Source organism: Rhizobium sp. P2_G9 (assembly GCF_056403475.1).
Map to the genome: position 1 here is coordinate 16,780 of NZ_JBFUFK010000048.1, position 25,779 is coordinate 42,558.

Below are 25,779 nucleotides of genomic sequence, written 5' to 3' on the forward strand. Positions count from 1 at the left end.
TGGCCTGCCGGCCATCTCCCCCTCAAGGGGGGAGATTGGCAAGCGGCTGACCGCCTGCCACAAATTGCCGTTGAGGGCTGAGAGTGCTGAAGAAGATTGTGGCGAGGCAGTGCCCCATCCAATCTCCCCCCTTAAGGGGGAGATGCCCGGCAGGGCAGAGGGGGGTAGCGTCATCCTCCGCGTCGCAATCATCGAATCGCCCTGCCCTCCGCATCGAACCGGTGCGTGGCGCCATTGGCCGAGGCATGTACAACGTCATCCACGGCAAAGGCATGTTCGCCGAACAGCTTCACCGTCAACGACCCAACCTTCTCGCTTTCCAGATAAACGATCGTCTCGGCGCCCAGATGCTCCACATGGACGACCTTCCCCGACCACTGGCCGCTGTCGCGCGACAGCGTCATATGTTCAGGCCGGACGCCGAGCGTCTTGTAGCCACTTTCGCCCAGGCGCTCCGCATCGATGAAATTCATCTGCGGCGAACCGATGAAGCCGGCGACGAAGAGATTGTTGGGGCGATTGTAGAGTTCCATCGGCGAGCCGACCTGCTCGACAAGTCCGGCATTGAGCACGACGATCTTGTCGGCCAGCGTCATCGCCTCGACCTGGTCATGAGTGACATAGATGATCGTCGCCTTCAGCCGCCGGTGCAGCTTGGCGATTTCGAGACGCGTCTGGACGCGTAGCGCGGCATCGAGGTTGGAGAGCGGCTCATCGAACAGGAAGAGCGTCGGCTCGCGCACGATGGCGCGGCCGATGGCGACGCGCTGGCGCTGGCCGCCGGAAAGTTCGGCCGGTCGGCGTTCCAGATAGGGTTCCAGCGACAGCATGGTCGAGGCCTTCTTCACCCGATCGTCGATCACCGATTTCTGCTCGCCGGCCTGTTTCAGGCCGAGCGCCATGTTGTCGCGCACGGTCAGATGCGGGTAGAGCGCATAGGATTGGAAGACCATGGCAATGCCGCGCTTGGCAGGCGGGGTGGCCGACACTTCCTTGCCGTCGATGACGATCTGGCCCGAGGTGATGTCTTCCAGGCCGGCAATGCTGCGCAGAAGCGTGGACTTGCCGCAACCCGACGGGCCGACGAAGATCACGAATTCGCCGTCGTTGACGTCAAGGTCGATGCCTTTCAGCACATGCACCGGGCCGAACGACTTGTTTACCGATTTAAGCGTGAGATTACCCAACGAGGTTCTCCAGGTTTTGGGGTGAAAACCCCTTAGAGGTCTATCATCTTGCCGGTGCGGACGCTTTCGTCTGCCGCCAGGCAAATGCGGAGCGATTGCACCGCGTCGTTCATGTGGCGCTCAAGATCCAGGTCCTCACGGATCGCCTTGAACACGAAGGCCTGCTCGAGATCGCAGAGGTCCTGATGACCCGGCTCGCCGGCCATCTGCAGCATCTGGTCGGGCTCGACGAACTTGGCGTCCGGGCCGGCCTTGGCCTTGTGCAGGCGAATGGTCGAAGTCTTGGTGTGGGTATCGATGTCGTCGGACTTGGCGTTCGGGTCCATGACGATCGAGACGCAGCCGTTCGGCGACATCACGTCCTTGACGAAGAAGGCGGTTTCCGAGATCATCGGACCCCAGCCGGCCTCGTACCAGCCAACCGATCCGTCGTCGAACAGCACCTGCAGGTGGCCGTAATTATACATGTCCGGCTTGATCTCGTCGGAGAGGCGCAGGCCCATGCCGCGCACCGAAACCGGCTTGGCATCGGTGATCTGGCACATGACATCGACATAGTGGACGCCGCAATCGACGATCGGCGGCGTGGTCTGCATCAGCGCCTTGTGCGTCTCCCAGGTCTTGCCGACGGATTGCTGGTTGAGGTTCATGCGGAAGACATAGGGGCCGCCGAGGTCGCGGGCCAGCGCGATCAGCTTGATCCACGAAGGATGGTGCCGCAGGATATAGCCGATCACCAGCTTGCGGCCATTGGCCCGGGCGCAGGCGACGACGCGCTCGGCATCGGCGACTGTGGTTGCCAGCGGCTTCTCGACGAAGACATGGCAGCCGGCCTCCATCGCCTTGACCGCAAAGTCGGCATGGCTGTCGGAATAGGTGTTGATCGAGCAGAGTTCCGGCTTCAGCTCGGCCAGCGCCTCGGCGAAAGACGGCAGGATAGCGCGGCCGGAAAGCAGGTCCGGCAGGTCCACCTTCGAGCGGTTGACGAGGCCGACAATGTCGAAGCCGGAATTCTTGGCATAGGCCTGGGCATGGCTCATGCCCATATTGCCAAGGCCGGCGACGAGGACCCGGATGGGGGCTTCACTCATTTCACTGCTCCTGCCGTGATGCCGCGGATCAGTTGCCGCGAGAAGATGAGATAAAGGATGAGGACCGGCGCGATGGCGAGCGACAGCGCTGCCAGAACCGCATTCCAGTTGGTGACATACTGGCCGATGAATACCTGCGCGCCGAGCGTGATCGTCTTGGTCGCCTCAGCTGGCGCCAGGATCAGCGGGAACCACAGGTCGTTCCAGATCGGGATCATCGAGAAGACGGCGACCGTCGCCATGGCGGGACGCACCAGCGGCAGAACCAGGCGGAAGAAGATTGCATATTCCGACAGCCCGTCGATGCGCCCGGCATTCTTCAGGTCGTCGGAGACCGTCTTCATGAATTCCGACAGAATGAAGATCGCCAGCGGCAGGCCCTGTGCCGTATAGACGAGGATCAGCGCCGTGCGCGTATTGACAAGGCCGGTGGCCACCATGCCCTGCAGGATGCCGATCGTGCCGAGGCGGATCGGGATCATGATGCCGAGCGCCATGTAGAGGCCGAGCAGCGTATTGCCCTTGAAGCGATATTCCGACAGTGCGAAGGCGGCCATGGCGCCGAAGAGCAGAACGAAGAAGATCGAGACGATGGTGATGATCAGCGAGTTCTGCATGTAGTGCAGGAAATCGCCCTGGCCGAGCACGGTCGTATAGCCGATCGGGTCGAAGGTTCCGGGCAGCGGCGGCTGCATCGGATTGCGGAAGATCGCAGCGCGCGACTTGAACGAATTGATGATCGTCATAAACACCGGAAACAGCGCCACGATCGTATAGGCGATCAGCACCGCGTGGGCTGCGATCGAACGGCGGACAGAAGAACGAGCTTTCGACATATCTTCCTCCTCAGAACTGGTAGCGGCGCATGCGACGCTGGACGGCGAACAGATAGAAGCACACGCCGGCAAGGATGATCAGGAACATCACCGTCGCGATCGTCGCGCCCATCGAATGGTTGCCAAGCTGTAGCTGGAAGCCGAAGAAGGTGCGGTAGAGCAGCGTGCCCAGGATGTCGGTCGATCCGTCCGGACCGGCAAGCGCGCCCTGCACGGTGTAGACCAGGTCGAAGGCGTTGAAATTGCCGACGAAGGTCAGGATCGAGATGATGCCGATCGCCGGCAGCACCAGCGGCAGCTTGATCTTCCAGAACTGGCTCCAGCCGGTGATGCCGTCCATTTCGGCCGCTTCCAGCACTTCGTCGGGGATGTTGAGCAAGGCAGCATAGATCAACATCATCGGAATGCCGACATATTGCCAGACCGAGATCAGCGACACTGTGACGAGCGCCGTATTCGGCCTGCCGAGCCAGGGGCCGAACAGCCATTTCAGGTGGACATAGCTCAGGAGATCAGGCGCCACGCCCCAGATCGGCGACAGGATGAGCTTCCAGATGAAACCGACGATGACGAAGGAGAGCAGCGTCGGTAGGAAGATGGCGGTGCGGTAGAAGGTGGTAAAGCGCAGCTTGGGGATGGAGAGGATCGCCGCCAGTATGACGCCGATCGGATTCTGCACCAGCATGTGGATACAGAAGAAGATGGTATTGTTTTTCAATGCATTCCAGAAGCCGATCGACCAATTGGGATCGCCGAACAGCTTTTTGAAATTGTCCAAACCGACGAAGTGCCTGACATTGTCGACCTCGTTATAGAGCGACAGCCAGAGCGTTCCGCCGAGCGGGATGATCATCACCGCGGTGTAGACCAGGAAGGCCGGCAGCATGAAGACAATAATATGCCATCGGAAGGGTCGGCGGATAGCGCCCAGGGGAATTGACGGATCGTCGCTGGTCATGGAGTGGCCTTGTTTGTAGATATCGTCAGTTTTACAAGGGGTTGCTGAAAGCTGCGTCAGATCAGCATGCCGTATGAGCCCCTCACCTGCAAAATCTAAGGGTTAGAAAATGCGCGCACCCTCGCTGGCGTGGCAACGTCCAGTGCGCATTTCCTAACGCCTTGATTTTGCTTCCTCTCCCACAAGGGGAGAGGCAACCCGCGGCGGCGCCTCGCCCATCTCTTCTTCTCCCCTTGTGGGAGAAGAAGCAATTTCATCGGCTTAGCTGTTGCGCCCACAAACGGCACGACACCTTCGAGGTTGTGCGCAACAGCTAAACGATAGAAATTGCAGATGAGGGGCCCATGATCGATGCTCCTCTTCGAAGCCGATCATGAGCCTCCATCGAGATTCCGTTCGTATGAATAGCCCCGCCCCTCGTTGGGGCAGGGCCGATGTCACCCTTACTTCGCCGGCTTGTACCAGCTGTCGAGACCCTTCTGCAGCTTGTCAGCAGCATCCTTCGGCGTTTCGGTGCCGTTGATGACGTTGGCCGATGCGGTCCAGGTGTCGTTTTCGAGGTTCGGAGTGCCGCGCGACAGGATCTGGTAGGTCGAGCGGATCGTCGACTTGCACTTGCCGCGCCAGGAGACGAATTCCTGGGCGAGCGGATCGGACATCTTCACGGGGTTCTTGTTGAGGCTGAAGAAGCCCGGCAGCGCGTTGGCGTAGATTTCGGCGAATTCCGGCGAAGCGACCCAGCTGAGGAACTTCTCCGTTTCAGCCTTGTGCGCCGTGTTGGCATTTTCGCCCATGCCGATATCGGTATGGTCGGAAATGTAGCAGGGGTCACCGGCCTTCTCGACCGGCGGCGGGAAGGCACCCATCTTGAAAGTGTCCTTGATCTGCGCATTAAAGCCCGAAATCTCCCACGAGCCAGCCGGATAGATTGCCGCGCGGCCAAGCTCGAACAGATTCTGGCTGTCCGAATAGGTCTGGGCTTCGAAGCCGTCGCCGAGATAGGGCTTCCACTTGGCGAGCTCTTCATAAGGCTTGACCCATTGCTCATCAGTGAGCTTCTGGGTGCCCTTGATCAGCGCCACGCGGCCTTCTTCGCCCTTCCAGTAGTTCGGGCCGATATTCTGGTAGCCCATGGTGGCGGCTTCCCAGAGGTCCTTCGTGCCCATGGCCATCGGGGTATAGGTGCCGTCAGCCTTGATCTTATCAAGCGCGGCATAGAATTCGGCGGTTGTTGTCGGCACGGAAATGCCGAGCTTTGCGAAAGCGTCCTTGTTGTAGATGAAGCCGTGGATAACGGACGCCATCGGCACGCAGAAGCTGGCCGAGCCATCATCGGTCGTCCAGGCGGACTTGGCGACATTGTCGAAGTTTTCCATACCCGGCAGCTTGGTCACGTCGGCCAATTGCTTCTTCTTGTAGAGTTCGAGCGAAGCGTCAAACGGGCGGCAGGTGATGAGGTCGCCGGCCGACTTCGCATCGAGCTTGGCGTTCAAGGCAGCGTTATATTCAGTCGGCGCGGTCGGCGAGAAGACGACCTTGATGCCCGGATTCTTGGCTTCGAAAGCCGGGATGATCTTGTCTTTCCAGATGGCCAGATCGTCGCCGCGCCAGCTTTCGATGGTCAGCGTCACGTCCTCTGCAGATGCAATGCCGGCATAGCAGACGAGGCTCGTGCCCAAAAGCAGGCTGGTAATGAGATTACGGGTCATTTTGTTCTCCCTCTTGGTGTGACGCCACCATGGCGTCCATCAACTGTCATTTGCCTGGGGCATTTCTGTCCCAGATCCCTGTTTTCACGCGTCGCCGCCCCAACCGGGCCGGCGATAGTCTTTCGCATCACGCCTGTCGTCATCCCGAAACCGGCTCTCGGCCTCGGACGACATGCGCTATCTGCCGATCATGCCGAGCGCGCGCCGGACATTCTGGCCGCTTTCCCGAAGCATGGTTTCAGCCGAATTTCTGTCTCCGGCGCCCGCCGCCAGCAGGATCGCCGCCTTCACGGAGCCGTGGGCTACATCGACAAGCCGCCCGGCTTCGGGAATTTCCACGCCGGATATTTCCGAGACGATACGGGCCGCACGGCTCTTGAGCTTGATATTGTCGGCCCTGAGATTGACCATATGGCCGTCATGCACATGGCCGAGCCGGATCGCCATCAGCGTCGAGAACATGTTGAGCGCGATCTTCTGCGCCGTGCCGGCACCCATGCGGGTGGAACCGGAAACCATTTCCGGCGGCGTTGCGAGCAGGATCGCCACATCGGCGCCGGCGAACAGCTTTGCGCCGGCATTGTTGGCAATCGCGATGACCTTCGCGCCCCTGGCCTTGGCCACCTCGGCGACGGCAAGTGCGTAAGGCGTCGAACCGCTGGCGGAAATCGAAATAACGCAGTCTCCGGCCCCAATCACGCGCTCGGCATCCGCCCGCGCCTGATCGACATTGTCCTCCGGCGATCCCTTGAGATCGAGCAGGTCGGCGACACCGCCGGCAAGCAGGATGACGATCCGGTCATTGGCAATACCATAGGTGCCGGGAAGCTCGAGCGCATCGGCCATGGCCATCAGGCCGGAACTGCCGGCGCCGGCATAGACCAGCTTGCCGCCGGCCGAAATCGTATTGGCTGCAAGGGCCGCCCCTTTAGCAATCGCATCATGGGCGGCGTCGACGGCATGCGCCGCCTCCTGCTGGGCAGAACCCAAAAGCCGAAGGATTTCGGCCGACGACAATGTGTCGAGCCCCTTCGCCTTTTCGTTCGATGCCTCTGTTCCGCGTGATCCCATGTGGAAATCTCCTCTGCAGCAATTTAAAACCAAAAAAATACCAATTGTCCAGAGGAAATTGCTTTTTCATTAATTTTTTGTGATACCGCCTCCATGTGGCGCGCATTAAACCATTGTTTCTACACAAATAAAGTTTTTTATCGAAAAGTTTACGTTTGGCGCTTGGATATTGGTATTTTTTTGGTATCATCAGTTTCAGGAGGCATTTTCATGCAGCAATATCTGATTGGCATCGATGGAGGGGGCACGAGTTGCCGCGCGGCCGTGGCGGATCGCCAGGGCAATATCCTTGGCCGCGGCAAGTCCGGCTATGCCAATATCATGACCGCACCGGACGCCGCGCTCATCAATATCGCCAAGGCGGCCCGCGCCGCTTTTGCCGATGCGGGACTCAGCGAAGATTTCGTGCGCACCGCCGACGCCTTTCTCGGCCTTGCCGGCAACAATGCCGAAAACACCGTCTCCTACATCGTTCCGCGCCTGCCATTTGCGCATTCGATCATCGAATCGGACGGGCTGATCGCGCTGCAGGGCGCGCTCGGCGACGGTGATGGCGCGATTGCGATTCTCGGCACCGGCACGATCTATATCGCCCGCAAGGGCAATCGTGTCTTCTCGATCGGCGGCTGGGGTTTTCATCTCGGCGACCAGGGCAGCGGCGGCAAGCTGGGGCAGAGCGCGCTCGCCGAGAGCCTGCTCGCCTATGACGGCATTATCGAAAAGACGCCGCTCACGACGAGCCTGCTTGAAGAATTCAACAATGATGCATCGAAAATGGTCGCCTTCTCGCAGAGCGCCAAGCCAGGTGATTTCGGCCGATTCGCACCGCGCGTGTTCGAATTCGCCTCGACCGGCGACCAGACCGCCATGCGTATCCTGCGGCAAGCAGGTGCGGACATCGATGCCTCGCTCGACAGGGTGGCGCAACTGACCAGCGGCGGCAGGCTCTGCCTGCTGGGCGGACTGGCCGGGCTTTATCCGTCTTTCCTGGCGGAGCGGCATCGCGAACGGCTTGTCCAACCGGTTGCCGATGCGCTTACCGGCGCGATCGCGCTTGCCCGCGCCGCTTTCTCCGACCGACGCGAGGTTGCCGAATGAGTGACGCGCTTTCCGCCATCCTGTCGCCGGACGAATTGCAGAATGTCGGTTCCGGCCCGCTTTACATCAAGCTCCGGCAGAGCCTGGAAGACGCGATCCGCACCGGCAAGCTCAGCCATGGCCAGGCATTGCCGCCGGAGCGCGACCTCGCCGAATTCGCCAATGTCAGCCGCGTGACCGTGCGCAAGGCCGTCGACGATCTCGTCAAGGACGGGTTGCTGATGCGCAAGCATGGCTCCGGCACGTTCGTGATGCAGCCGGTGTCGAAGCTGCAGCAGCCGCTGTCGCATCTCACCTCRTTCACCGAAGACATKGCGCGGCGCGGCTATACCACCCATTCGGAATGGCTGGTGCGCGGCCTGTTCACCCCCTCGCCCGACGAGATGATGAAGCTCGGCCTCAAGGTCGGCATCATGGTGGCGCGGCTCGACCGCCTGCGCATTGCCAATGAACTGCCGCTCGCCATCGAGCGTGCCAGCCTGCCGGCCGACGTGCTGCCCGACCCGAAGTCGGTCGAAACCTCGCTCTATGCGGAATTGCACCGCACGGGCCATCGGCCGGTGCGCGCCGTGCAGCGTATCTCGGCGACCAATGTCGGCAAGGAGGAAGCCGCGCTGCTTGCCGTGCCGATCGGCTCAGCGGGGCTGGCGATCGAGCGCGTCTCCTATCTCGCCTCGGGGCGCGTGGTGGAAGTCACCCGCTCGCTCTATCGCGGCGACGCCTATGATTTCGTTGCAGAAATGACGCTTGTGGACGCCTGACCACAGCCAACAGAGAGAATCCCCCATGTCGACGCATATGCGCCAGGAAATCGATGAAATACCGGAAGCCGCAGCACGGCTGATCAGCCAATCGGCCAGCGCGCTGAAGGAGGCCGGCCAGGCACTGAAGGTCAAGGATCCCGCCTTCCTGATCACCATTGCCCGCGGCTCTTCCGACCATGCGGCACATTTTCTCAAATATGCCATCGAGCAGACGGCCGGCCGCGCCGTCGCTTCGATCGGGCCATCGCTCGCCTCGATCTATGGCAGATCGCTGAAGCTGAATACTGCAGCGGCGATCTCGATCTCGCAATCCGGCAAGAGCCCGGACATCGTCGCTCTGGCGCAGTCGGCAACGCAATCCGGCGCACTGACCATTTCGCTCACCAATACCCTTCCCTCGCCGCTCTCCGACGCTTCGGCCCATCCGATCGACATCAAGGCCGGCCCGGAACTGGCGGTCGCAGCAACCAAATCATTCTTCAATTCCGTGCTTGCCGGTCTCGCGATTCTCGGTGAATGGACTGGCGACACGGCCCTGCAAACCTCGATCGCCGGGCTGCCGGAAAGCCTTCGCAAAGCTACCACGCTCTCCTGGCAGGAATTGATGGACGAACTCGGCGATGCCGAATCGCTCTACATGCTCGGCCGCGGCCCATCCTTTGCCATCGCCGGCGAGGCGGCGCTGAAATTCAAGGAAACTTCCGAAATGCATGCCGAGGCCTATTCCAGCGCCGAAGTGCTGCATGGGCCGGTGGCCTTGGTCGGCCGGCGCTTTCCGGTCGTCACCTTCGCCGCCCGCGACGCCGCGCTACCCTCGGTACGTGAGACAGCGGATGGCCTCGCTGCCAAGGGTGCGCTCGCCTTCATCACCGCCGACGGCGCGTCCTCGGCGCGTCGCCTGCCCTTCGTCGAAACGGGCCATCCGCTGACCGATGCGCTGGCGCTGATCGTTCCCTTCTACGGCTTCGTCGAAGCCTGGTCGCGCGCCCGCGGCTTTAACCCCGACGCCCCGGCCGCCCTCAAGAAAGTCACGGAGACGCGATGAGCACGTATCTCGCCCTCACCCATGCCCGGATTTTCGACGGCGATGTCTGGCACGACGATAGTGCCCTGCTGGTCGAGGACGGCCGAATCAAAGCTATTTCGCCGGCTAACGAAACACCTGCGGGAATACAGCAGATCGACTGCAAGGGCTCGGTCGTGGTTCCCGGCTTCATCGACCTCCAGGTCAATGGCGGCGGCGGCGTCATGCTCAACGACGAGCAAACCGTCGAAGGCATTACCCAGATTTGCTCCTCGCATGCCCAATTCGGCACCACGGCACTGCTGGCGACGCTGATCACCGACACGCGCGAGATCACTGCTGCAGCAATTGCGGCTGGCCGTGAGGCGAAGGCACGGAATGTGCCGGGCTTTCTCGGCCTGCATCTCGAAGGCCCGCATCTTTCCGTGGCGCGCAAGGGCACGCATCACCCGGGCCTGATTCGACCAATGGAACAGGCCGACCTCGACAATCTCTTGGCGCTCAGAGGCGTGTTCGACGCGATCATGACGACGGTGGCGCCTGAGAACACGACGGAAGACCAGGTGCGGCAGCTTGTGGATGCCGGTTTCGTCGTCAGCCTGGGCCATACCAACGCGTCTTATGAAACCGCCGAGCACTATGTCGCCGCGGGCGCAAAGACCGCGACGCATCTTTTCAATGCCATGAGCCCACTGGAAAACCGGACTCCCGGGCTGGTGGGCGCGGCGATCAATCTCGGCGCGCTTTCCTGCGGCCTGATCGCCGATGGTTTCCACGTCCATCCAGCCGCGATGAACATTGCGATCAACGCCAAGCAGGGACCAGGCAAGATTTTTATCGTTACCGACGCCATGTCGACCATCGGCACGGACCTGCCCGGCTTCATGCTGAATGGACGGCAGATTTTCCGCAAGGACGGCCGGCTGACGCTGGCAGACGGCACGCTGGCGGGTGCCGATATCGACATGCTGTCGTCTGTGCTGTTCGTGCATCGCGAACTCGGCCTGCCGTTCGAGGAGGCCGTGCGGATGGCAAGCATCAACCCGGCCGAGGCGATGGGCGTGGCAGGTCGCAAAGGGCGGCTTCAGTCGGGATTCGATGCGGATTTCGTGGTGCTGACCGAGGACTATCGGATGAAGGGCACCTGGATCGGCGGGGAGCGGGTGTTCGAGGCGTAAGCCGCGGCTCGGCGGCGCCGCCGAGGCGTCGGATCGCCGTAAATCGAGTCCCTTCCGCTCGGCCATGTCGATGCTGACCCTCTATATCAACCCGTGCCGGCAAGAACCTGCCCGAGGGGCAGAAACGCGTGCTTGAGGAGGCCAAGGACGAGTTGCGCAAAGCGTTCGGCAAGGAGAAGCAAGGGTAAGCGCCGCGGCACACCGGTCATTCGCCCTTGTCAGCCAGCCGTTTATGTATCGACATATAAGGAAATGTTCCGCTTCCTGCGCCAAATACAACGCGCGGTACCATTCCGTACGACAAAACAAGGGTTGAATCGCACCCATCAAGAATTGAAAACGACAAATCGCTGAGGCGGGAAAGTCGCGCAATACTGCAACGCAAGATGTGTGACGCGTGAGGAATTAGAAACCTCCGCCGTCGAAATATTCTTTTCAGCTTTGTGAAATTCTCCTATCAGTTCCATGGGGTTTCACTTCTGGCGGAGAAGTTTGGATCATGGCGGCCTTTTCAGAGCCTGTATGGGTGACACAAGCCCATCGCAGCGACTATCGCGCGCCGATCCAAGACAATGAGAATGTCGATATTGTTGTGATCGGCGCGGGTTTCATGGGCCTGACCTCCGCCCTGCATGCGGCGCGGCGTGGCTTGGACGTGCATGTCGTCGAGGCCGCGCGAATCGGCGAAGGGGCAAGCGGGCTGAATGGCGGACAAGTGATCCCCGGCCTGAAATACGATCCGGAATGGCTGCTCGAACATTTCGGCAGTGCTCGCGGCGAGGCCCTGATTCAATTTGCCGCAGGCACGGCGGATGCGGTGTTCGATCTCATCCGTGACGAGAATCTGGATGTGCCACACAATCGCAATGGCTGGATTCAGGCGTGCCATACCGAGGCCGCAATGGAAGCTGCCGCAACCCGCCACCGGCAATGGGCTGCGCGCGGCGCCGATGTCGAAATGCTCGACGCCAACCGCATAGAGAAACTCATCGGCACAGCCAATTATCACGGCGGCTTTCTCGATCGGCGCGCGGGCGGCATCAATCCCCTCGCATTCGTCTTCGAATTGGCGCGGATCGCCACCGAGGCCGGGGCAAGAATTTCAGAGAACACCCAGTGTATCCGGATGGAAAAGGGGACGGGCGGCTGGATCGTCTCGCTGGCCAACGGCAAGTCGATCCGTGCCCGCAAGGTGATCCTGGCGACCAATGCTTATTCGAGCGGCCTCATTCCCGGCCTGGCGCAGAGTCTCGTGGCACTGCAATCGTTCCAGATCGCCACCGAACCGCTGCCGGAGCGCACCAGCCGCGACATCCTGCCGGAGCGGCAGGCGGTCTCCGATTCCCGGCGCATTCTGGTTTATTATCGCCGTACTGCCGATGATCGACTGATCCTTGGCGGCCGCGGCCCGATGGGCACGCCAAGCCATACGGACGACTGGGGGCATCTCGAACGCGCCATGATCCGGCTCTTCCCGCTTCTGTCCGATATCCGGATCGACAAGCGCTGGTATGGCCGCGTCGCCATGACACCGGATCATCTGCCGCATTTCCACGAGCCGGAAAAGGGCCTCGTCACGCTTGTCGGCTGCCAGGGCCGCGGCATCGGCCTGATGACCTCGGCGGCAAGACATGTCGTCGACTATCTCGCAAACGGCGATCCAGACGCGCTGCCCTTTCCGATCACGGCGATCAAACCGATCCCGTTCCACATGTTCCGCCGTATCGGCGTCGGCGCGCTGATCGCCTGGTATCGAACGCTGGATGCGATCGAGCAGTGACTGAGACCCCATGAAATTTTCTTGACAGTCTCCGAAAAATGAAAATTATAGGATTTATTTCATTTTTCAGAAAACGGTCCCATGACGGAGATCGCCCAGACCCAGCCGAGTGTGAAAAGCGGTTCAGCAGCCGCCTTCCGGATCGGCATGATGCTGCCGGGCGGACTGGTGACGTTCGTCCTCGTTCTCTTCGCACTGGCCTTGGTCGTCTTCCTCGGCTTTCGCAGCAATGACGGTTCGCTGACCGGCGCTGGCTTTTCACTGGAGAATTTCGTCTCGATCGTCACGGATCCGCTTTATGCGATGGTGGCGGTGCGCTCCGTGACGATCGCCGGCCTGGTCACGCTCGCCACAGTGGTGACCGCCTATCCGGTGGCTTATTATCTGGCCTTCCGTGCCGGCCGGCATCGCAGCCTTATCCTTTTCCTCGTTACCCTGCCCTTCTGGACAAGCTATCTCCTGCGCGTCTTTGCCTGGAAGATCGTGCTTGCCTATAACGGCGTGCTGAATTCTTTCCTTCTGGGGACGGGTATTTTGCGCGAGCCTTCGCTGGCCTTCCTCAACACACCCGCGGCCGTGGTGGTGACGCTGGCGCATGCTTATGCGCCTTTTGCAATCCTGCCGATCTATGTGGCGCTGGAGACCATGCCGCGATCGCTGGCCGAGGCGGCGGCGGACCTCGGCGCGCGCCCTTTCGCGACATTCCGCAAGGTGATCCTGCCCTATTCGACGCCGGGCGTGCTGGCCGGCGCGCTGGTGGTCTTCGTGCCGACGGTGGGCGACTATGTGACGCCGGCTTTGGTCGGCGGCCCGGCGAGCACGATGATCGGCTCGCTGATCCAGGCGCAATTCGGCAAGGCCAATGACTGGCCGTTCGGCGCAGCGCTTGCCGTGTCGGTCATGCTGCTGATCCTGGTGCTGATCCTGGTCGTCCGCTTCTTCGACAGAAAATTCGGGAGCCGCACATGAGGGCGATGGCACTCCGGGCAGGACGAAACTGGCTGAGCCTTTACGTGCTCGCCTATCTCGTCTTCCTTTATCTGCCGGTCTCGCTGATCCCGCTTTTCTCGTTCAACAATTCCATTCAGGCGGCATTCCCGCTGCAGGGTTTTACGCTCGAATGGTATCGTTCGCTGGCCGACAATGAGGCGCTGCGCGACGCGCTGATCACCAGTCTCGAAGTGGGCCTTTCGGCGGCCTCGATCGCCACGCTTTGCGGGATCACCATCGCCTATATGGATGTTTTCGGTCAGTCGCGGGCGGCGCTGGCCATCTCCGGGATCGCGCGGCTGCCGATCCTCATCCCTGGCGTGATCATCGGTATCGCGCTGCTCATTCTCGTCAATCTTGCCGGCCTCGGCCCATCGCGGACAGCGATCATCGCTGGCCATGTGCTGGCGGGGCTGCCGACGACAGTGGTGATCATGCGCGGCCGCTTTGCCGGCATTCCGCGCAGTATTCCGGAAGCAGCGGAGGATCTTGGCGCGCATGAGTTCCATGTCTTCTGGAAGATCATGCTGCCGCTCAGCCTGCCGGCCGTCGGCTCGGCCTTCATGCTGGCCTTCCTCACCAGCTTCGACGAATTCATCATCGCCTTTTTCCTGGCTGGCACCGAGCAGACGCTGCCGCTCTATATCTGGAGCCAGTTGCGCTTCCCGAAATCGCTGCCGATCGTCATGGCGCTCGGCAGTTCCATCCTCGCCGTCAGCATCATTATCGCGGGTACCGCAGAACTGTTGCGTCACCGTGGGCTTACCAATCAAAAACGATAAACCACCGAGAGGAGAATGAACATGAAACGCAAATTCCTGGCCAAGACAGGACTGGCCCTCCTGGCTGCCGCACTGGTCTCGATCGGCGGGCAGGCGCTCGCCGACGGCAAGCTCAAATACTTCACCTGGTCCGGCTATGAGCTGCCTGACTTTTCCAAGAGCTTCCTCGCAGCACACCCCGATGCCGTCGAATATTCGATGTTCGGCGACGATGACGATGCTTTCACGAAAGTGAAGGCCGGCTTCCGTCCGGATCTCGCCCATCCCTGCTACGACAAGGTGGCACGCTGGAACAAGGAAGGCCTGCTGCAGCCGATCGATACCAAGCGCATCAAGAACTGGAACAATATCTTCCCGACCTTCCGCAATCTGCCGGACATCCAGGCCGGCGACGGCAAGGTCTGGATGGTGCCGTGGGACTGGGGCAATACTTCGATCCTCTATCGCACCGACCTGGTGAAGAATCCCGAGCAAAGCTGGAACCTGCTCTGGGACAAGCAATATGCCGGCCGCATGGCGACGATCGACGCTGTGCATGACACGCCGATCGTCGCGGCGCTGCTGGCACACGTCAATCCGTTCGACATGAGCTCGGCCGATCTCGACAAGGTTGCCGACAAACTGCGCGAACAGCGGCCGCTGCTCAGCGCCTACACAACCGACATGACCTCGGTCGAACAATCGCTGGCTTCGGGCGAACTGGTGGCGGCGATGACCTGGAATGCCTCTGCCGTCGCGCTGAAGAAGAAGGGCGTGCCGGTCGAATTCATGAAGCCGAAGGAAGGCATGCTGACCTGGACCTGCGGCTATGTGCTGCTCAAGGATTCCAAGAATGTCGATCTGGCCTATGATTTCATCAACAGCCGGCTGGAAGCCGATTCGGGCAAATACCTGATCGAGAACTATGGCTACGGCGCCTCGACCAAGACCGCCTTCGACCAGGTGCCGAAAGCCGATCTCGACAATCTGCAGCTTCCCGCCGATCCGGACGTGATGCTGAAGTCGACGATCTTCACCGGCCCGATGAAGCAGAACGACGACATCGCCAAGATGTTCGAAAAGGTGAAGGCCGGCGGTTGATCGCAGGCTTTCGGCTTCGAAGCCGCGGAGGTATAGCTATTGCGCGGCTTCGAAGATGATCGGGAAATAGACGGATGGGTGAGCAATTGGACGAACTGGTCGAGAAGTCGGGACGCGACGGCAACGAGGCTGACGTGCTGGTCGGCCGTCGGGTGCGGGCATTGCGGCTGGAGCGCAATCTGTCGCTCAACGAACTGGCCGGCAAAGCAGGCATTTCGATCGGGGCGCTCAGCCAGATCGAACGCGGGCTGTCGTCGCTGCGTGTGAAGGTCATCTGGCCGCTGGCGGCCGCCCTCGGCGTCGAGCCGGGAACGCTGATCGGCGATGGCAACGAGGCATCATCCGATCTCTATTGCGTCCGTGCCCATCTGCGTCGGCCGCTGCCGATGCATATCGAGGGCATTGCCAAAGCGTTGTTGTCGCCGCCGGGTGCTGCGCTGACCGGCATGCTCGTTACCGTCGAACCGGGCGGTAATACCGAGGGAGCCTATGCGCATGCCGGCCACGAATTTGGCTACGTGTTAACCGGCGAGGTCGAACTCACTATTGACGGTACGGCCTATACTTTGCGCCAGGGCGATAGTTTCGCCTTCAAGAGCACGCTTCTGCACAGTTTCAACAACAATGGCCGGGTGCGCGCCGAAATCCTCTGGATCAACACGACCAAGCCCTCCGAGGTGCGCGACAATGCCTGATCCATTGCTGACGCTGTCGGCCGTCCGCAAGGAATTTCCCGGCGGCGTCATCGGTCTCGATTCCATCGACCTGGACATCCAGCCTGGCGAGTTTCTGAGCCTGCTCGGCCCCTCCGGCTGCGGCAAGACCACGACGCTCCGCGTCATCGCCGGCTTTGAAAGCCCGACGACAGGTGCACTGAAGCTCGATGGCCACGATATCACGCCGCTTCGACCCTATGACCGGCCGGTCAACACCGTCTTCCAGGACTATGCGCTGTTCCCGCACATGAATGTGTCGGAGAATATCGAATTCGGCCTGGCGCTGCGGAAAATGCCGACGGCTGAGCGCCGCAAACGTGTCGCCTCCGCGCTCGACATGGTGGGCCTCGCCGACAAGGTGAAGGCGCGTGTGCTCGAACTCTCCGGCGGCCAGCGGCAGCGCGTGGCGCTGGCGCGCGCCATCGTCTGCGAACCGCGCGTGCTACTGCTGGACGAACCGCTTTCGGCGCTCGATGCGCACTTGCGTGAACAGATGCAGGTGGAATTGAAGCGACTGCAATCGAGCCTTGGCACCACCTTCGTCATGGTCACGCATGATCAGACCGAAGCGATGTCGATCTCCGACCGCATCGTGGTGATGAATAAGGGCCGGATCGAGCAGACCGCCTCGCCGGCCGAACTCTACGATCGGCCGAAGACGCGTTTTGTCGCCGGCTTCATCGGCACGATGAATATCCTCTCGGCGCGCTTCATCGGCCTATCGGATGGACAACTGCGTTTCGATGCCGATGGGCTGCGGATCGACATTCCGGCGGAGGATGGCGTGGCGCCTCTGACGGGCCAGACTGCCATGGTCGGCGTGCGGCCGGAAGACCTGATCGCTTCCGGGGCTGGACCGACGACGATACCGGCCCGCGTCACAAGCGTCGTCTTTCACGGCAAGACGTTGCGTGTTCACTCCGAGATCGGCGCAGGGACGGGAATCGTCATCGATATGCCGCGCCAGGGCGAGAATGCCTCCTGCCGTCCGGGCACCATCCTCAACATCGGCCTCAGGCCGGGCGCCTCTTGCCCGCTGCTGCCGGCCTGACTAAGCAGGTTCCGGAAAAGTGTTCCACGGTTTTCCGACAAGAACCTGCGGCAAAACATAAGGGTTCTAACCAGACTTTCGTTGGCTTGCCGGCGAAAGTCTGGTTAGAACAAGAACAACAGGGCTATAACAAACGGGAGCAATTGCATGAGCAATCATCTGAAATTCTATATCGACGGCGCCTGGGTCGACCCGGTCGTGCCCGCGACGCTCGACGTCATCAATCCGGCGACCGAGGAAGCCTATACGAAGATCGCCGTCGGCACGAAGGCCGATGTCGACAAGGCCGTCGCCGCCGCCAAGCGCGCTTTCGCCACCTTCTCCAAGACCTCACATGCCGAGCGCCTGGCGCTGCTCAAGCGCATCCTCGAAGTCTACAACGACCGCTTTGAGGATATTGCCCAGGCGGTTTCCGACGAAATGGGCGCACCGATCGGCTTTGCCCGCGATGCCCAGGCCTGGGCTGGCCGTGCGCATATGGAAGCGACGATCGCCGCCTTCGAAAACTATAAATTCAGCGAGCAGCGCGGCTCGACCATGGTGGTCAAGGAGCCGATCGGCGTCTGCGCGCTGATCACGCCGTGGAACTGGCCGCTCAACCAGATCGTCTGCAAGGTGGCGCCTGCGATCGCCGCCGGCTGCACCGTGGTGCTCAAGCCTTCGGAAATCGCCCCGATCAGCGGCATCGTCTTCGCCGAGGTCATGGAAACGGCGGGCACGCCGAAGGGCGTCTTCAACCTGGTCAACGGCACTGGTCCGGATGTCGGCCAGGTCATGGCCGGCCATCCCGATGTCGACATGGTCTCGTTCACCGGCTCGACCCGCGCCGGCATCATCGTCGCCAAGACGGCCGCCGACACGGTCAAGCGCGTGGCGCAGGAACTCGGCGGCAAATCAGCCAACATCATCCTCGAAGATGCCGATCTGGAGAGCGCCGTCACCAAGGGTGTCGAAGGCTGCTTCGGCAATACCGGACAATCTTGCGACGCGCCCACCCGCATGCTGGTGCCGCGCACCCGCCATGACGAGGCGCTGAAGATCGCCAAGGTGGCAGCGGAAAAGTTCAGGACCGGCGACCCGAAGGCCGAAGGCACCGATCTCGGCCCGGTCGTCAGCCAGATGCAGTATGACAAGATCCAGCGTCTGATCCAGGCCGGCATCGACGAAGGTGCGACCGTGGTGGCCGGCGGCGTCGGCCGTCCGGACGGCCTCAACCGCGGCTACTACATCCGACCGACCGTGTTCGGCCATGTGACGCCGCAGATGACCGTCGCCCGCGAAGAGATTTTCGGGCCGGTGCTTTCGGTCCTGTCCTACGAAGACGATGCCGACGCGATCAAGATCGCCAACGACACAGTCTATGGCCTCGCCGCCTATATCCAGTCGGAAAACATCCAGCACGCCCGCGCCGTCGCCGCCGAAATGCGCGCCGGCACGGTCAACATCAACTATCCCGATTGGGACGTGTTCTCCTCTTTCGGCGGCTACAAGCAGTCGGGCAACGGCCGCGAATATGCCGACTTCGGTATCCACGACTTCTTGGAGATCAAGAGCATCGTCGGCTACGGCGAATAAATGAGAGCAAGGCGGGGCGGCGGCCCGACGGTCGCCGCGCTCGCTCCCGATTTCTCCTCGTCTGACGACCAGGAGCGGCAAATCAAATCGCATGTGAGCTCGAACTATAAGTGCTGGACTTTACCACGCTTCTCACGTTTATCGCCGCATTGTTCCTCCTGGAGATAAGCCCAGGCCCCGATATGATGTTGGTCCTGGCGCGCGGTGTTGGGCAAGGCCGCAAAATCGCCTTGCTGACTGTTGTCGGCATGGTGTTCATGGCCGGTGTCATCCAGGTCGGCCTTCTTGTCCTCGGACTTGCATCGCTGATGCAAGCCTATCCCGCCAGCCTGCTGGTTCTAAAATGGGCAGGCGCGCTCTATCTGCTTTATCTCGGGGCTCGCATGCTGTGGGCGAGCCGCAAGCCGCCACAGGAGCGAACAGTCGTTCCCGGCGTGTCGTCGGATTGGGCTGCCGTTCGGGAAGGCTGCCTCAACAGTCTCACCAATCCCAAATCGCTTCTCTTCATGTTCGCCTTCCTGCCGCAGTTCATTTCTCCGCATGCCGGTCCCGTCTGGAGCCAGTTGATCATCCTTGGGACCATCCAGAAGCTTGCGGGCATCCTCTCGCTCGGGTCGGTCGCGCTGGCATCGGGGACTGTGGGGCAATGGCTCCGCCGCTGGCCTCGCCTGCTGGTATGGCAAGAGCGCTTTACCGGATGTGTCATGGTGGCATTGGGGCTGAGAATTGTCATGACCGGCAATGCGTCACGTCATTGAGATGACGCCCGGGTCCCGATCAGACAAGTAAGGGCTTCTCTCGGCGAAGATCACTTCAGCCGCCACTTCTCCTCGCGCACGAACGGCTCGATCCGCTCGAACGGCATCGGCCGCGCCAGGGCATAGCCTTGCAATGCGTCGCATCCGAGTCTCTGCAGGATGCGGATATGCTCTGGGGTCTCGACACCCTCGGCCACGACCCGGATGTTCAGCGACTTGCCGATCTCGATGATCGAGCCGACGAGCCTGGTCTTTTCCTTGGCCTCGATGATCGGCATGACCAGTTCGCGATCGATCTTCAGCGTGCCTGGCCCGATCTTCAGCAGGCTGATGATCGAGGCGTGGCCGCTGCCGAAATCGTCGATCTCGATACCGATGCCCATGCGGCGCATGGTTTTGAGATTGTCGGCGACGGTGTCGTCGCAATCATCGAGGAAAATCGATTCCAGGAGTTCGAAGGACACCGTGCCCGGCATGATCGGCAGCTTGGCAAGCTTGTCGCCGAGATCGGGATCGTAAAGCCGGCGCGTCGAGACATTAACGGAGACTTTCGGAATTTCGATGCCGAGTCCCTGCCAGGCGAGGAAGTCTACATGCGCCTTCTCGAAGATCATCGCGTCGATCGCCGCCACCACGTCCAAATCCTCGGCAATGGTGAGGAAGGTGTCGGGGGCCAGCAGGCCCTTTGTCGGATGCTGCCAGCGCGCCAATGTCTCGACGCCGGCGACGGAAAGATCGCGCGCGCAGAATTGCAGTTGGTAATACGGTACGAATTCACTGCGTTCCAGCGCCGCGAGGATTTCGTCCGATACCCGCTTGTTGTTGATCACCTGATGCTGGATGTCGATCGAGAAGAATTCGTGGCGGTTGCGGCCGCGGCTCTTGGCGCGATAGAGGGCAATATCGGCATTGAGCAGCAATTGCTTGGCGTCGATCTCGGCATGCGGATCGCAGGCAATGCCTATGCTGGCGCCGATGCGGCAGGCCATGCCGCCGTAATGCACCGGCTGGCGCATCTGCTCGATGATGCGATCGGCAAGAACGGCCAGCCTGGCACTGTCGCCCCCGAAATCCGTGAGGATGACGAATTCGTCGCCGCCGATACGGGCGACGAACTCGCCGTCGCCAGTATTCTCACGCAGCACCCGGGCGGCATGCAGCAGCATGAAGTCGCCGGCCTGATGTCCCAACGTATCATTGATCTGCTTGAAGCGGTCGAGATCGATATGCAGCACGGCGAGCCCGGAATGCGCGCCAGAACCAAGCTTGGCGAGCCTCTCGTCGAGATAACGGCGATTGGGCAGGTCGGTGAGGAAATCGTGCAGCGCATTGTGCTCGATTTTGGCGCGCGTCGCTTCGAGCTCGCGGTTGCGCGCCTCGGCGAGCAATTTCGCCCGCTCCAGCTCTTCGCGGATGGTGACGTCGGCGGTCACGTCCCAGTTGGCGCCGATATATTTCTGATGGCCGCTTTCATCCTCGAAGGGAGCGGCCCTTGCCTTTATATGGCGGATGCTGCCATCCTTGCGGATGATGCGGAACTGGTTGCTGAACGCGGCATTGGCTTCGAAATGGCCGTCGATCTGTTGCTGAGCCGGCCGGCGGTCATCGGGATGGATGATGTGTACCCAGTCCCCACCGCCTTGCAGATGCGGTTCGCCAACCATGTCCATCATCGCCAGCAATCGGTCGTCGAGCAGCACGGTGTCTGCGGCGACATCGGCCTCGAACACGCCGATCTGGGTTACTTCCAGGGCCAGTTCGAGCCGCCGCTGCATATGCGCAAGCATTGCCTCTGTTGCCTTACGGTCGGTGATATCGAGATCGGTGCCGGCGATGCGGCACGGCTTGCCATCGGCATCCCATTCGACGCAGGAGCCACGGCATTCGATCCAGACCCACGTGCCGTCCTTGCGCTTCTCGCGATATTCGAACACGGCCGAGGCGACTTCGCCCTCGTTCTGGCGGCGGATCCATTCGAGCACGTGGGCACGGTCGTCGGGATGGACGGAGAGAATCCAGTCGTCGGTGTCGGCCTGGACTTCCTCGTCCGGTTGCATGCCGCGGATCAGCTTCCACGTATCCGAATAATACATGGTGCCATTCCTGAAATCGTGATCCCAGACGCCGAGCGTCGAGGAAACCAGCGCGCTGTTCCAGCGCTCCTCCCATCTCCGCCGCTCCATCGCCTCGCGCTTGCGCTGATCGACGTCCACAAGCCAGAGGATAATTGCCGAAGCGGGCTCGGTTGCGCCGGGCGAAATGCTGGCGAGCGTCCAGCGTTCGGCGCCTTGCCGGTCGATGATCCTGATTTCGATATTCGAAATATTGCGCTGCGAGAGCCGATGCCGGGTGATGTGGAACCTCAGGCTCTCCCTGTCCTCGGCATGGATGTGCGAGAACAGATCGTCGCCGGGCTTGGCCGACATCAGGTTGGAGAAGGCATCATTGGCGGCGACGATGCGGAAATCTTCCGACAACAGGACCGCCCCCATAGGCGCGTGCTGGATCGAGCCGACGAGAGGATGATCGGCACCGGGCGCGACAACTGCGATGTCATTGTTTTTCTTGCCCGGCGACGCCAAATCTCTACTCTCATACATGTTCGCAAAGTGTATAAAACGATCGGCTTAAATTCCGATTAACCTGCGCATACGGCAGCCATTCGTCCGGACGTTTCCTCGACATCCAGGCGGCCATGGCCTCCCGTTCAAATTTCGCGATTGGCCGCAGTTGAAAATCACTGGTATATGCCATAAATAAAAAGTCATATTAATTCTTGATCGAGGACGTCTCACGTCTTAATCGGTTTCCCCAGCGGCAAAATTCGGATATCTCACATCCGGCCGTCCGGCCGGCCTTCCAAAACATCATCACGGGACAGGAAACATGGCACTTCACCAGAATCTCATCGCGGGCGAATGGACGGGCGGCGACGCCGTTCCCAACATCAACCCATCGGACACCAATGAGGTCGTGGGCGAATATGCGCGCGGCACCGCCGAGGACATGAAGAATGCCATTGCAGCGGCGAAGGCAGCTTTCCCGGCCTGGTCGCGCTCAGGCATTCTCGAACGCCATGCGATCCTGAAGAAAACCTCCGACGAGATTCTGGCGCGCAAGGACGAGCTCGGCGCACTTCTGTCGCGCGAGGAAGGCAAGACCCTGCCGGAAGGCACTGGCGAGGTCATCCGCGCTGCCCAGATCTTCGATTTCTTTGCAGGCGAAACCCTTCGTCTGGCCGGTGAAATCATTCCGTCGGCGCGTCCGGGTATCGGCGTCGAGATCACCCGCGACCCGCTTGGCGTCATCGGCATCATCACGCCTTGGAATTTCCCGATCGCCATTCCCGCCTGGAAAATCGCGCCGGCGCTGGCCTTCGGCAACACCGTGGTGTTCAAGCCGGCCGAACTCGTGCCGGGCTCGGCCTGGGCGATCGTCGACATCCTCAATCGCGCCGGCCTGCCGAAGGGCGTGCTCAACCTGGTCATGGGCAAGGGCTCGGTCGTCGGCCAGGTCATGCTCGACAGCCCCGACCTTTCCGGCATGACCTTCACCGGCTCGACGACCACAGGCAAGCGCGTGGCGCTCGCTTCGATCGAGCATAACCGCAAGTTCCAGCTCGAAATGGGCGGCAAGAACCCGTTCGTCGTGCTCGACGATGCCGATCTCACCGTCGCCGTCGAAGCCGCCGTCAATTCGGGCTTCTTTGCCACCGGCCAGCGCTGCACCGCCTCGTCGCGCGTGATCGTCACCGAAGGCATCCATGACCGTTTCGTCAAGGCGGTCGAGGAGCGCATGAGCGGCCTCAAGATCGACAATGCGCTGAAGCAGGGTACGAATATCGGCCCGGTGGTCGATCCGAGCCAGTTGAAGCAGGACGAGGACTATATCGCCATCGGCCAGCAGGAAGGCGCCAAGCTCGTCGGCGGCGGACGTGTCGAGCGTGAAACCCCCGGTTATTACCTGGCCCCGGCCATGTTCACAGAAGCCACCAACCAGATGCGCATCAGCCGCGAAGAGATTTTCGGGCCGGTCATCTCCGTCATCCGCGTCAAGGATTACGAGGAAGCGCTGGCGACTGCGAATGACACGCCGTTCGGCCTGTCGTCCGGCATTGCCACGACCAGCCTGAAGCATGCGACCCACTTCAAGCGCAATGCAGAAGCCGGCATGGTCATGGTCAACTTGCCGACTGCCGGCGTCGACTTCCACGTGCCGTTCGGCGGCCGCAAGGGTTCGTCCTTCGGTCCGCGCGAACAGGGCAAATATGCCAACGAGTTCTTCACCACGGTGAAGACGGCTTATACGCAGCCCTGATCTGACACCTCCGATATTTGCGAGGCGGGCCGAAGAAGTTCGGCCCGCCTTTCTTTTTGCGCACAGGGACGGCTTGACCGCCGTCGCGGAATGGGGCGAATCGGCAGAGACAGATTTCCGGGAGGCAGATCATGATTCGCCATATCGTCCTTTTGCGCTTCAAATCCAGCGTGACCGCCGAAACGAAGGCGGCGCATTATGCCGAACTGGAGGCATTGAAGGGTCATCTCGGCGGCATTCTCGGGTCGCATTTCGGGCCGAACGTCTCGCCGGAAGAGCCTGTCATCCATGGCTTCAAGGACGGTTTCTGGTTTGATTTCGCCGACGAGGCGGCGCGTGACGCCTATCTCGTCGATCCGGCCCACCAGGCGGCCGGCGGAAAGCTCGTCGCCAATGCCGAAGGTGGCGTCGACGGCCTCATCGTCTTCGATATGAAGGTCTAAACGATGCTGGACGCCAAACCATTCCTCACCACGCTGTTCAACAAGGCGGTCGAGGCCGCCGATCCCGAACGCGCCATCCTGCCCTTCCTGCCCGAGAAGCCGAAAGGCCGTACCATTGTCATCGGCGCCGGCAAAGGCGCGGCGCAGCTTGCGGCGGCCTTGGAAAAGCACTGGGACGGACCGCTCGAAGGTCTTGTCGTCACCCGCTATGGCTATGGCGCCAGGACCGAGCGGATCGAGGTGTTCGAATCCGCCCATCCGGTGCCGGACGAGAACGGCATTATCGGCGCCCGCCGCCTGTTCGAGACGGTCAAAGGGCTGACGGCCGACGACCTGGTGATTGCTCTTATCTCCGGCGGCGGTTCGGCGCTGCTGCCGTCGCCGCCGGAAGGCCTCTCGCTCGCCGACGAAATCGCGCTCAACAGGACTTTGCTCGCCTCGGGAGCCCCGATCTCGGCGATGAATACCATCCGCAAGCATGTCTCTGGTATCAAGGGCGGGCGTCTTGCCAAGGAGGCTTATCCGGCCCGCGTCGTTAGCCTGATCGTCTCCGACATTCCCGGCGACAATCCGGCCTATGTCGCCTCCGGCCCGACCGTGCCGGACCTGTCGACGCCGGAAGATGCGTTGGCAGAGATCAAGCGCTACCGCATCGAGCTTCCCGAACCCATCCTCCGGCACATTTCCTCCGGCCGGGCCGGCGCGCCATTGCCGTCCGATCCAGCCTTTGCCCGCAACAGCCATTATGTCGTCGCCTCCGCATCGGTGTCGTTGGAAGCTGCGGCGGCTGAAGCGGAGAAGGCCGGCATCCAGGCGGCGATCCTGTCCGATGCCATCGAGGGCGAGGCGCGCGAGGCAGGCCGAATCCATGCTGCGATCGCCCGCGAAGTGCTCTATCGCAATCGACCGTTCCAAAAACCCATAGTGCTGCTTTCCGGCGGCGAGACGACCGTGACCCTGCGCGGTAAGGGCAAGGGCGGACGCAATTCCGAATTCCTGCTCGCTTTTGCGCTGGATATTGCTGGTCATGCGGGTATCCAGGCCATGGCGGCGGACACCGACGGTATCGACGGCAGCGAGGACAATGCCGGCGCATTCGCCGACGGTACCACCGTCGCCAGGCTGGTGGCGGCGGGGATGCAGCCGTCGGAGCTGCTTAACAACAACGATGCCTGGACGGCGTTCAATGCCGTGGGCGATCTGTTTGCTCCTGGGCCGACGGGGACGAATGTCAATGATTTCAGGGCGATCTTGATCCGGTAGCATCACTCAAAACAGCTACGCTGCCCAAAACGCGAGGCCAGTCACGCATTTTTGCAGACGCGCTATGCTTGAGCGTCAGTTCTTTTTTCCGAAATTTTCCTGTTAGTC

The 25,779-nt window shown here is 61.2% G+C and carries 22 protein-coding genes and 1 pseudogene; 16 read left to right on the forward strand and 7 right to left on the reverse strand.

The features are described from left to right. Positions 1–188: 188 nt before the first annotated feature. From AC1DYF_RS31670 to AC1DYF_RS31695, 6 genes are all read right to left on the reverse strand, one after another. Complete coding sequence (locus tag AC1DYF_RS31670) at positions 189–1,187, reverse strand: ABC transporter ATP-binding protein (RefSeq protein WP_477881724.1); 999 nt, start codon at positions 1,185–1,187, stop codon at positions 189–191. 32 nt (positions 1,188–1,219) lie between these two features. After that, positions 1,220–2,278: a Gfo/Idh/MocA family protein gene (locus AC1DYF_RS31675; protein WP_477881726.1), complete on the reverse strand. Its 1,059-nt coding sequence runs from the start codon at positions 2,276–2,278 to the stop codon at positions 1,220–1,222. Then, on the reverse strand, positions 2,275–3,114 hold the full coding sequence (locus AC1DYF_RS31680) for a carbohydrate ABC transporter permease (RefSeq protein ID WP_477881728.1): 840 nt from the start codon (positions 3,112–3,114) through the stop codon (positions 2,275–2,277). The genes AC1DYF_RS31675 and AC1DYF_RS31680 overlap by 4 nt, the downstream gene beginning before the upstream one ends. 10 nt (positions 3,115–3,124) lie before the next feature. Then, complete coding sequence (locus AC1DYF_RS31685; RefSeq protein WP_477881730.1) at positions 3,125–4,072, reverse strand: carbohydrate ABC transporter permease; 948 nt, start codon at positions 4,070–4,072, stop codon at positions 3,125–3,127. 443 nt (positions 4,073–4,515) lie between these two features. Beyond that, positions 4,516–5,781 carry an ABC transporter substrate-binding protein gene (locus AC1DYF_RS31690; protein WP_477881732.1) on the reverse strand — a complete coding sequence of 422 codons (1,266 nt, stop codon included), beginning with the start codon at positions 5,779–5,781 and terminating at the stop codon, positions 4,516–4,518. A 177-nt stretch (positions 5,782–5,958) separates the two neighbouring features. Continuing rightward, positions 5,959–6,852 carry an N-acetylmuramic acid 6-phosphate etherase gene (locus AC1DYF_RS31695; RefSeq protein ID WP_477881734.1) on the reverse strand — a complete coding sequence of 298 codons (894 nt, stop codon included), beginning with the start codon at positions 6,850–6,852 and terminating at the stop codon, positions 5,959–5,961. Between the two features lie 210 nt (positions 6,853–7,062). Between AC1DYF_RS31695 and AC1DYF_RS31700 the strand changes: the two genes are divergently transcribed. From AC1DYF_RS31700 to AC1DYF_RS31760, 13 genes and pseudogenes are all read left to right on the forward strand, one after another. Beyond that, positions 7,063–7,950, forward strand: a complete 888-nt coding sequence (locus tag AC1DYF_RS31700; RefSeq protein WP_477881736.1) for a glucosamine kinase nucleotide-binding domain-containing protein — start codon at positions 7,063–7,065, stop codon at positions 7,948–7,950. Further along, positions 7,947–8,711, forward strand: a complete 765-nt coding sequence (locus AC1DYF_RS31705; protein WP_477881738.1) for a GntR family transcriptional regulator — start codon at positions 7,947–7,949, stop codon at positions 8,709–8,711. The genes AC1DYF_RS31700 and AC1DYF_RS31705 overlap by 4 nt, the downstream gene beginning before the upstream one ends. A gap of 25 nt (positions 8,712–8,736) precedes the next feature. Beyond that, positions 8,737–9,759, forward strand: a complete 1,023-nt coding sequence (locus AC1DYF_RS31710) for an SIS domain-containing protein (RefSeq protein WP_477881740.1) — start codon at positions 8,737–8,739, stop codon at positions 9,757–9,759. Beyond that, the gene (gene nagA / locus AC1DYF_RS31715; RefSeq protein WP_477881742.1) at positions 9,756–10,916 is read left to right on the forward strand and encodes an N-acetylglucosamine-6-phosphate deacetylase; all 1,161 of its coding nucleotides are present in this window, start codon (positions 9,756–9,758) and stop codon (positions 10,914–10,916) included. Before AC1DYF_RS31710 ends, nagA begins: the two co-directional genes overlap by 4 nt. Positions 10,917–10,932: 16 nt before the next feature. Beyond that, positions 10,933–11,104, forward strand: a pseudogene (locus tag AC1DYF_RS31720) (DUF3175 domain-containing protein); the annotation flags it as partial. A 308-nt stretch (positions 11,105–11,412) separates the two neighbouring features. After that, entirely contained in the window at positions 11,413–12,696 is a 1,284-nt protein-coding gene (locus AC1DYF_RS31725; protein WP_477881800.1) for an NAD(P)/FAD-dependent oxidoreductase, read from the forward strand. An 81-nt stretch (positions 12,697–12,777) separates the two neighbouring features. Then, the gene (locus AC1DYF_RS31730) at positions 12,778–13,665 is read left to right on the forward strand and encodes an ABC transporter permease (protein WP_477881744.1); all 888 of its coding nucleotides are present in this window, start codon (positions 12,778–12,780) and stop codon (positions 13,663–13,665) included. Continuing rightward, entirely contained in the window at positions 13,662–14,468 is an 807-nt protein-coding gene (locus tag AC1DYF_RS31735; RefSeq protein WP_477881746.1) for an ABC transporter permease, read from the forward strand. Before AC1DYF_RS31730 ends, AC1DYF_RS31735 begins: the two co-directional genes overlap by 4 nt. Before the next feature lie 21 nt (positions 14,469–14,489). Further along, complete coding sequence (locus AC1DYF_RS31740) at positions 14,490–15,548, forward strand: ABC transporter substrate-binding protein (protein WP_477881748.1); 1,059 nt, start codon at positions 14,490–14,492, stop codon at positions 15,546–15,548. A gap of 74 nt (positions 15,549–15,622) precedes the next feature. Then, positions 15,623–16,243, forward strand: coding sequence for a helix-turn-helix domain-containing protein (locus tag AC1DYF_RS31745; protein ID WP_477881750.1), 621 nt, complete (start codon positions 15,623–15,625; stop codon positions 16,241–16,243). Next, a complete protein-coding gene (locus tag AC1DYF_RS31750; RefSeq protein ID WP_477881752.1) occupies positions 16,236–17,315 on the forward strand; it encodes an ABC transporter ATP-binding protein in 1,080 nt (359 codons plus the stop codon). Before AC1DYF_RS31745 ends, AC1DYF_RS31750 begins: the two co-directional genes overlap by 8 nt. A 147-nt stretch (positions 17,316–17,462) precedes the next feature. Then, on the forward strand, positions 17,463–18,890 hold the full coding sequence (locus tag AC1DYF_RS31755; RefSeq protein ID WP_477881753.1) for an aldehyde dehydrogenase family protein: 1,428 nt from the start codon (positions 17,463–17,465) through the stop codon (positions 18,888–18,890). A 110-nt stretch (positions 18,891–19,000) separates the two neighbouring features. Then, positions 19,001–19,648, forward strand: a complete 648-nt coding sequence (locus AC1DYF_RS31760) for a LysE family translocator (RefSeq protein WP_477881755.1) — start codon at positions 19,001–19,003, stop codon at positions 19,646–19,648. A gap of 50 nt (positions 19,649–19,698) precedes the next feature. On the opposite strand, the gene AC1DYF_RS31765 is transcribed toward AC1DYF_RS31760, so the two are convergent. Further along, positions 19,699–22,230, reverse strand: coding sequence for a sensor domain-containing protein (locus AC1DYF_RS31765; RefSeq protein WP_477881757.1), 2,532 nt, complete (start codon positions 22,228–22,230; stop codon positions 19,699–19,701). Positions 22,231–22,534: 304 nt separating this feature from the next. On the opposite strand from AC1DYF_RS31765, the gene AC1DYF_RS31770 reads away from it, so the two are divergent. The 3 genes from AC1DYF_RS31770 to AC1DYF_RS31780 all read left to right on the forward strand — a co-directional run bounded on the left by AC1DYF_RS31770 (position 22,535) and on the right by AC1DYF_RS31780 (position 25,671). Further along, on the forward strand, positions 22,535–23,965 hold the full coding sequence (locus AC1DYF_RS31770; RefSeq protein WP_477881759.1) for an aldehyde dehydrogenase family protein: 1,431 nt from the start codon (positions 22,535–22,537) through the stop codon (positions 23,963–23,965). Between the two features lie 131 nt (positions 23,966–24,096). Beyond that, positions 24,097–24,408 carry a Dabb family protein gene (locus tag AC1DYF_RS31775; RefSeq protein WP_477881761.1) on the forward strand — a complete coding sequence of 104 codons (312 nt, stop codon included), beginning with the start codon at positions 24,097–24,099 and terminating at the stop codon, positions 24,406–24,408. Between the two features lie 3 nt (positions 24,409–24,411). After that, positions 24,412–25,671 (forward strand): glycerate kinase type-2 family protein, encoded by a 1,260-nt coding sequence (locus AC1DYF_RS31780; protein ID WP_477881763.1) that lies wholly within the window; start codon positions 24,412–24,414, stop codon positions 25,669–25,671. Positions 25,672–25,779 lie beyond the last annotated feature (108 nt).

Bases quoted from the DNA above. Each gene is read 5' to 3' on its own strand.
- AC1DYF_RS31775 (WP_477881761.1), top strand. From the start codon at position 24,097: ATGATTCGCCATATCGTCCTTTTGCGCTTCAAATCCAGCGTGACCGCC.
- AC1DYF_RS31740 (WP_477881748.1), top strand. From the start codon at position 14,490: ATGAAACGCAAATTCCTGGCCAAGACAGGACTGGCCCTCCTGGCTGCC.
- AC1DYF_RS31755 (WP_477881753.1), top strand. From the start codon at position 17,463: ATGAGCAATCATCTGAAATTCTATATCGACGGCGCCTGGGTCGACCCG.
- AC1DYF_RS31690 (WP_477881732.1), bottom strand. From the start codon at position 5,781: ATGACCCGTAATCTCATTACCAGCCTGCTTTTGGGCACGAGCCTCGTC.
- AC1DYF_RS31745 (WP_477881750.1), top strand. From the start codon at position 15,623: ATGGGTGAGCAATTGGACGAACTGGTCGAGAAGTCGGGACGCGACGGC.
- AC1DYF_RS31710 (WP_477881740.1), top strand. From the start codon at position 8,737: ATGTCGACGCATATGCGCCAGGAAATCGATGAAATACCGGAAGCCGCA.
- nagA (WP_477881742.1), top strand. From the start codon at position 9,756: ATGAGCACGTATCTCGCCCTCACCCATGCCCGGATTTTCGACGGCGAT.
- AC1DYF_RS31750 (WP_477881752.1), top strand. From the start codon at position 16,236: ATGCCTGATCCATTGCTGACGCTGTCGGCCGTCCGCAAGGAATTTCCC.
- AC1DYF_RS31700 (WP_477881736.1), top strand. From the start codon at position 7,063: ATGCAGCAATATCTGATTGGCATCGATGGAGGGGGCACGAGTTGCCGC.
- AC1DYF_RS31780 (WP_477881763.1), top strand. From the start codon at position 24,412: ATGCTGGACGCCAAACCATTCCTCACCACGCTGTTCAACAAGGCGGTC.
- AC1DYF_RS31730 (WP_477881744.1), top strand. From the start codon at position 12,778: ATGACGGAGATCGCCCAGACCCAGCCGAGTGTGAAAAGCGGTTCAGCA.
- AC1DYF_RS31675 (WP_477881726.1), bottom strand. From the start codon at position 2,278: ATGAGTGAAGCCCCCATCCGGGTCCTCGTCGCCGGCCTTGGCAATATG.
- AC1DYF_RS31695 (WP_477881734.1), bottom strand. From the start codon at position 6,852: ATGGGATCACGCGGAACAGAGGCATCGAACGAAAAGGCGAAGGGGCTC.
- AC1DYF_RS31680 (WP_477881728.1), bottom strand. From the start codon at position 3,114: ATGTCGAAAGCTCGTTCTTCTGTCCGCCGTTCGATCGCAGCCCACGCG.
- AC1DYF_RS31685 (WP_477881730.1), bottom strand. From the start codon at position 4,072: ATGACCAGCGACGATCCGTCAATTCCCCTGGGCGCTATCCGCCGACCC.
- AC1DYF_RS31770 (WP_477881759.1), top strand. From the start codon at position 22,535: ATGGCACTTCACCAGAATCTCATCGCGGGCGAATGGACGGGCGGCGAC.
- AC1DYF_RS31735 (WP_477881746.1), top strand. From the start codon at position 13,662: ATGAGGGCGATGGCACTCCGGGCAGGACGAAACTGGCTGAGCCTTTAC.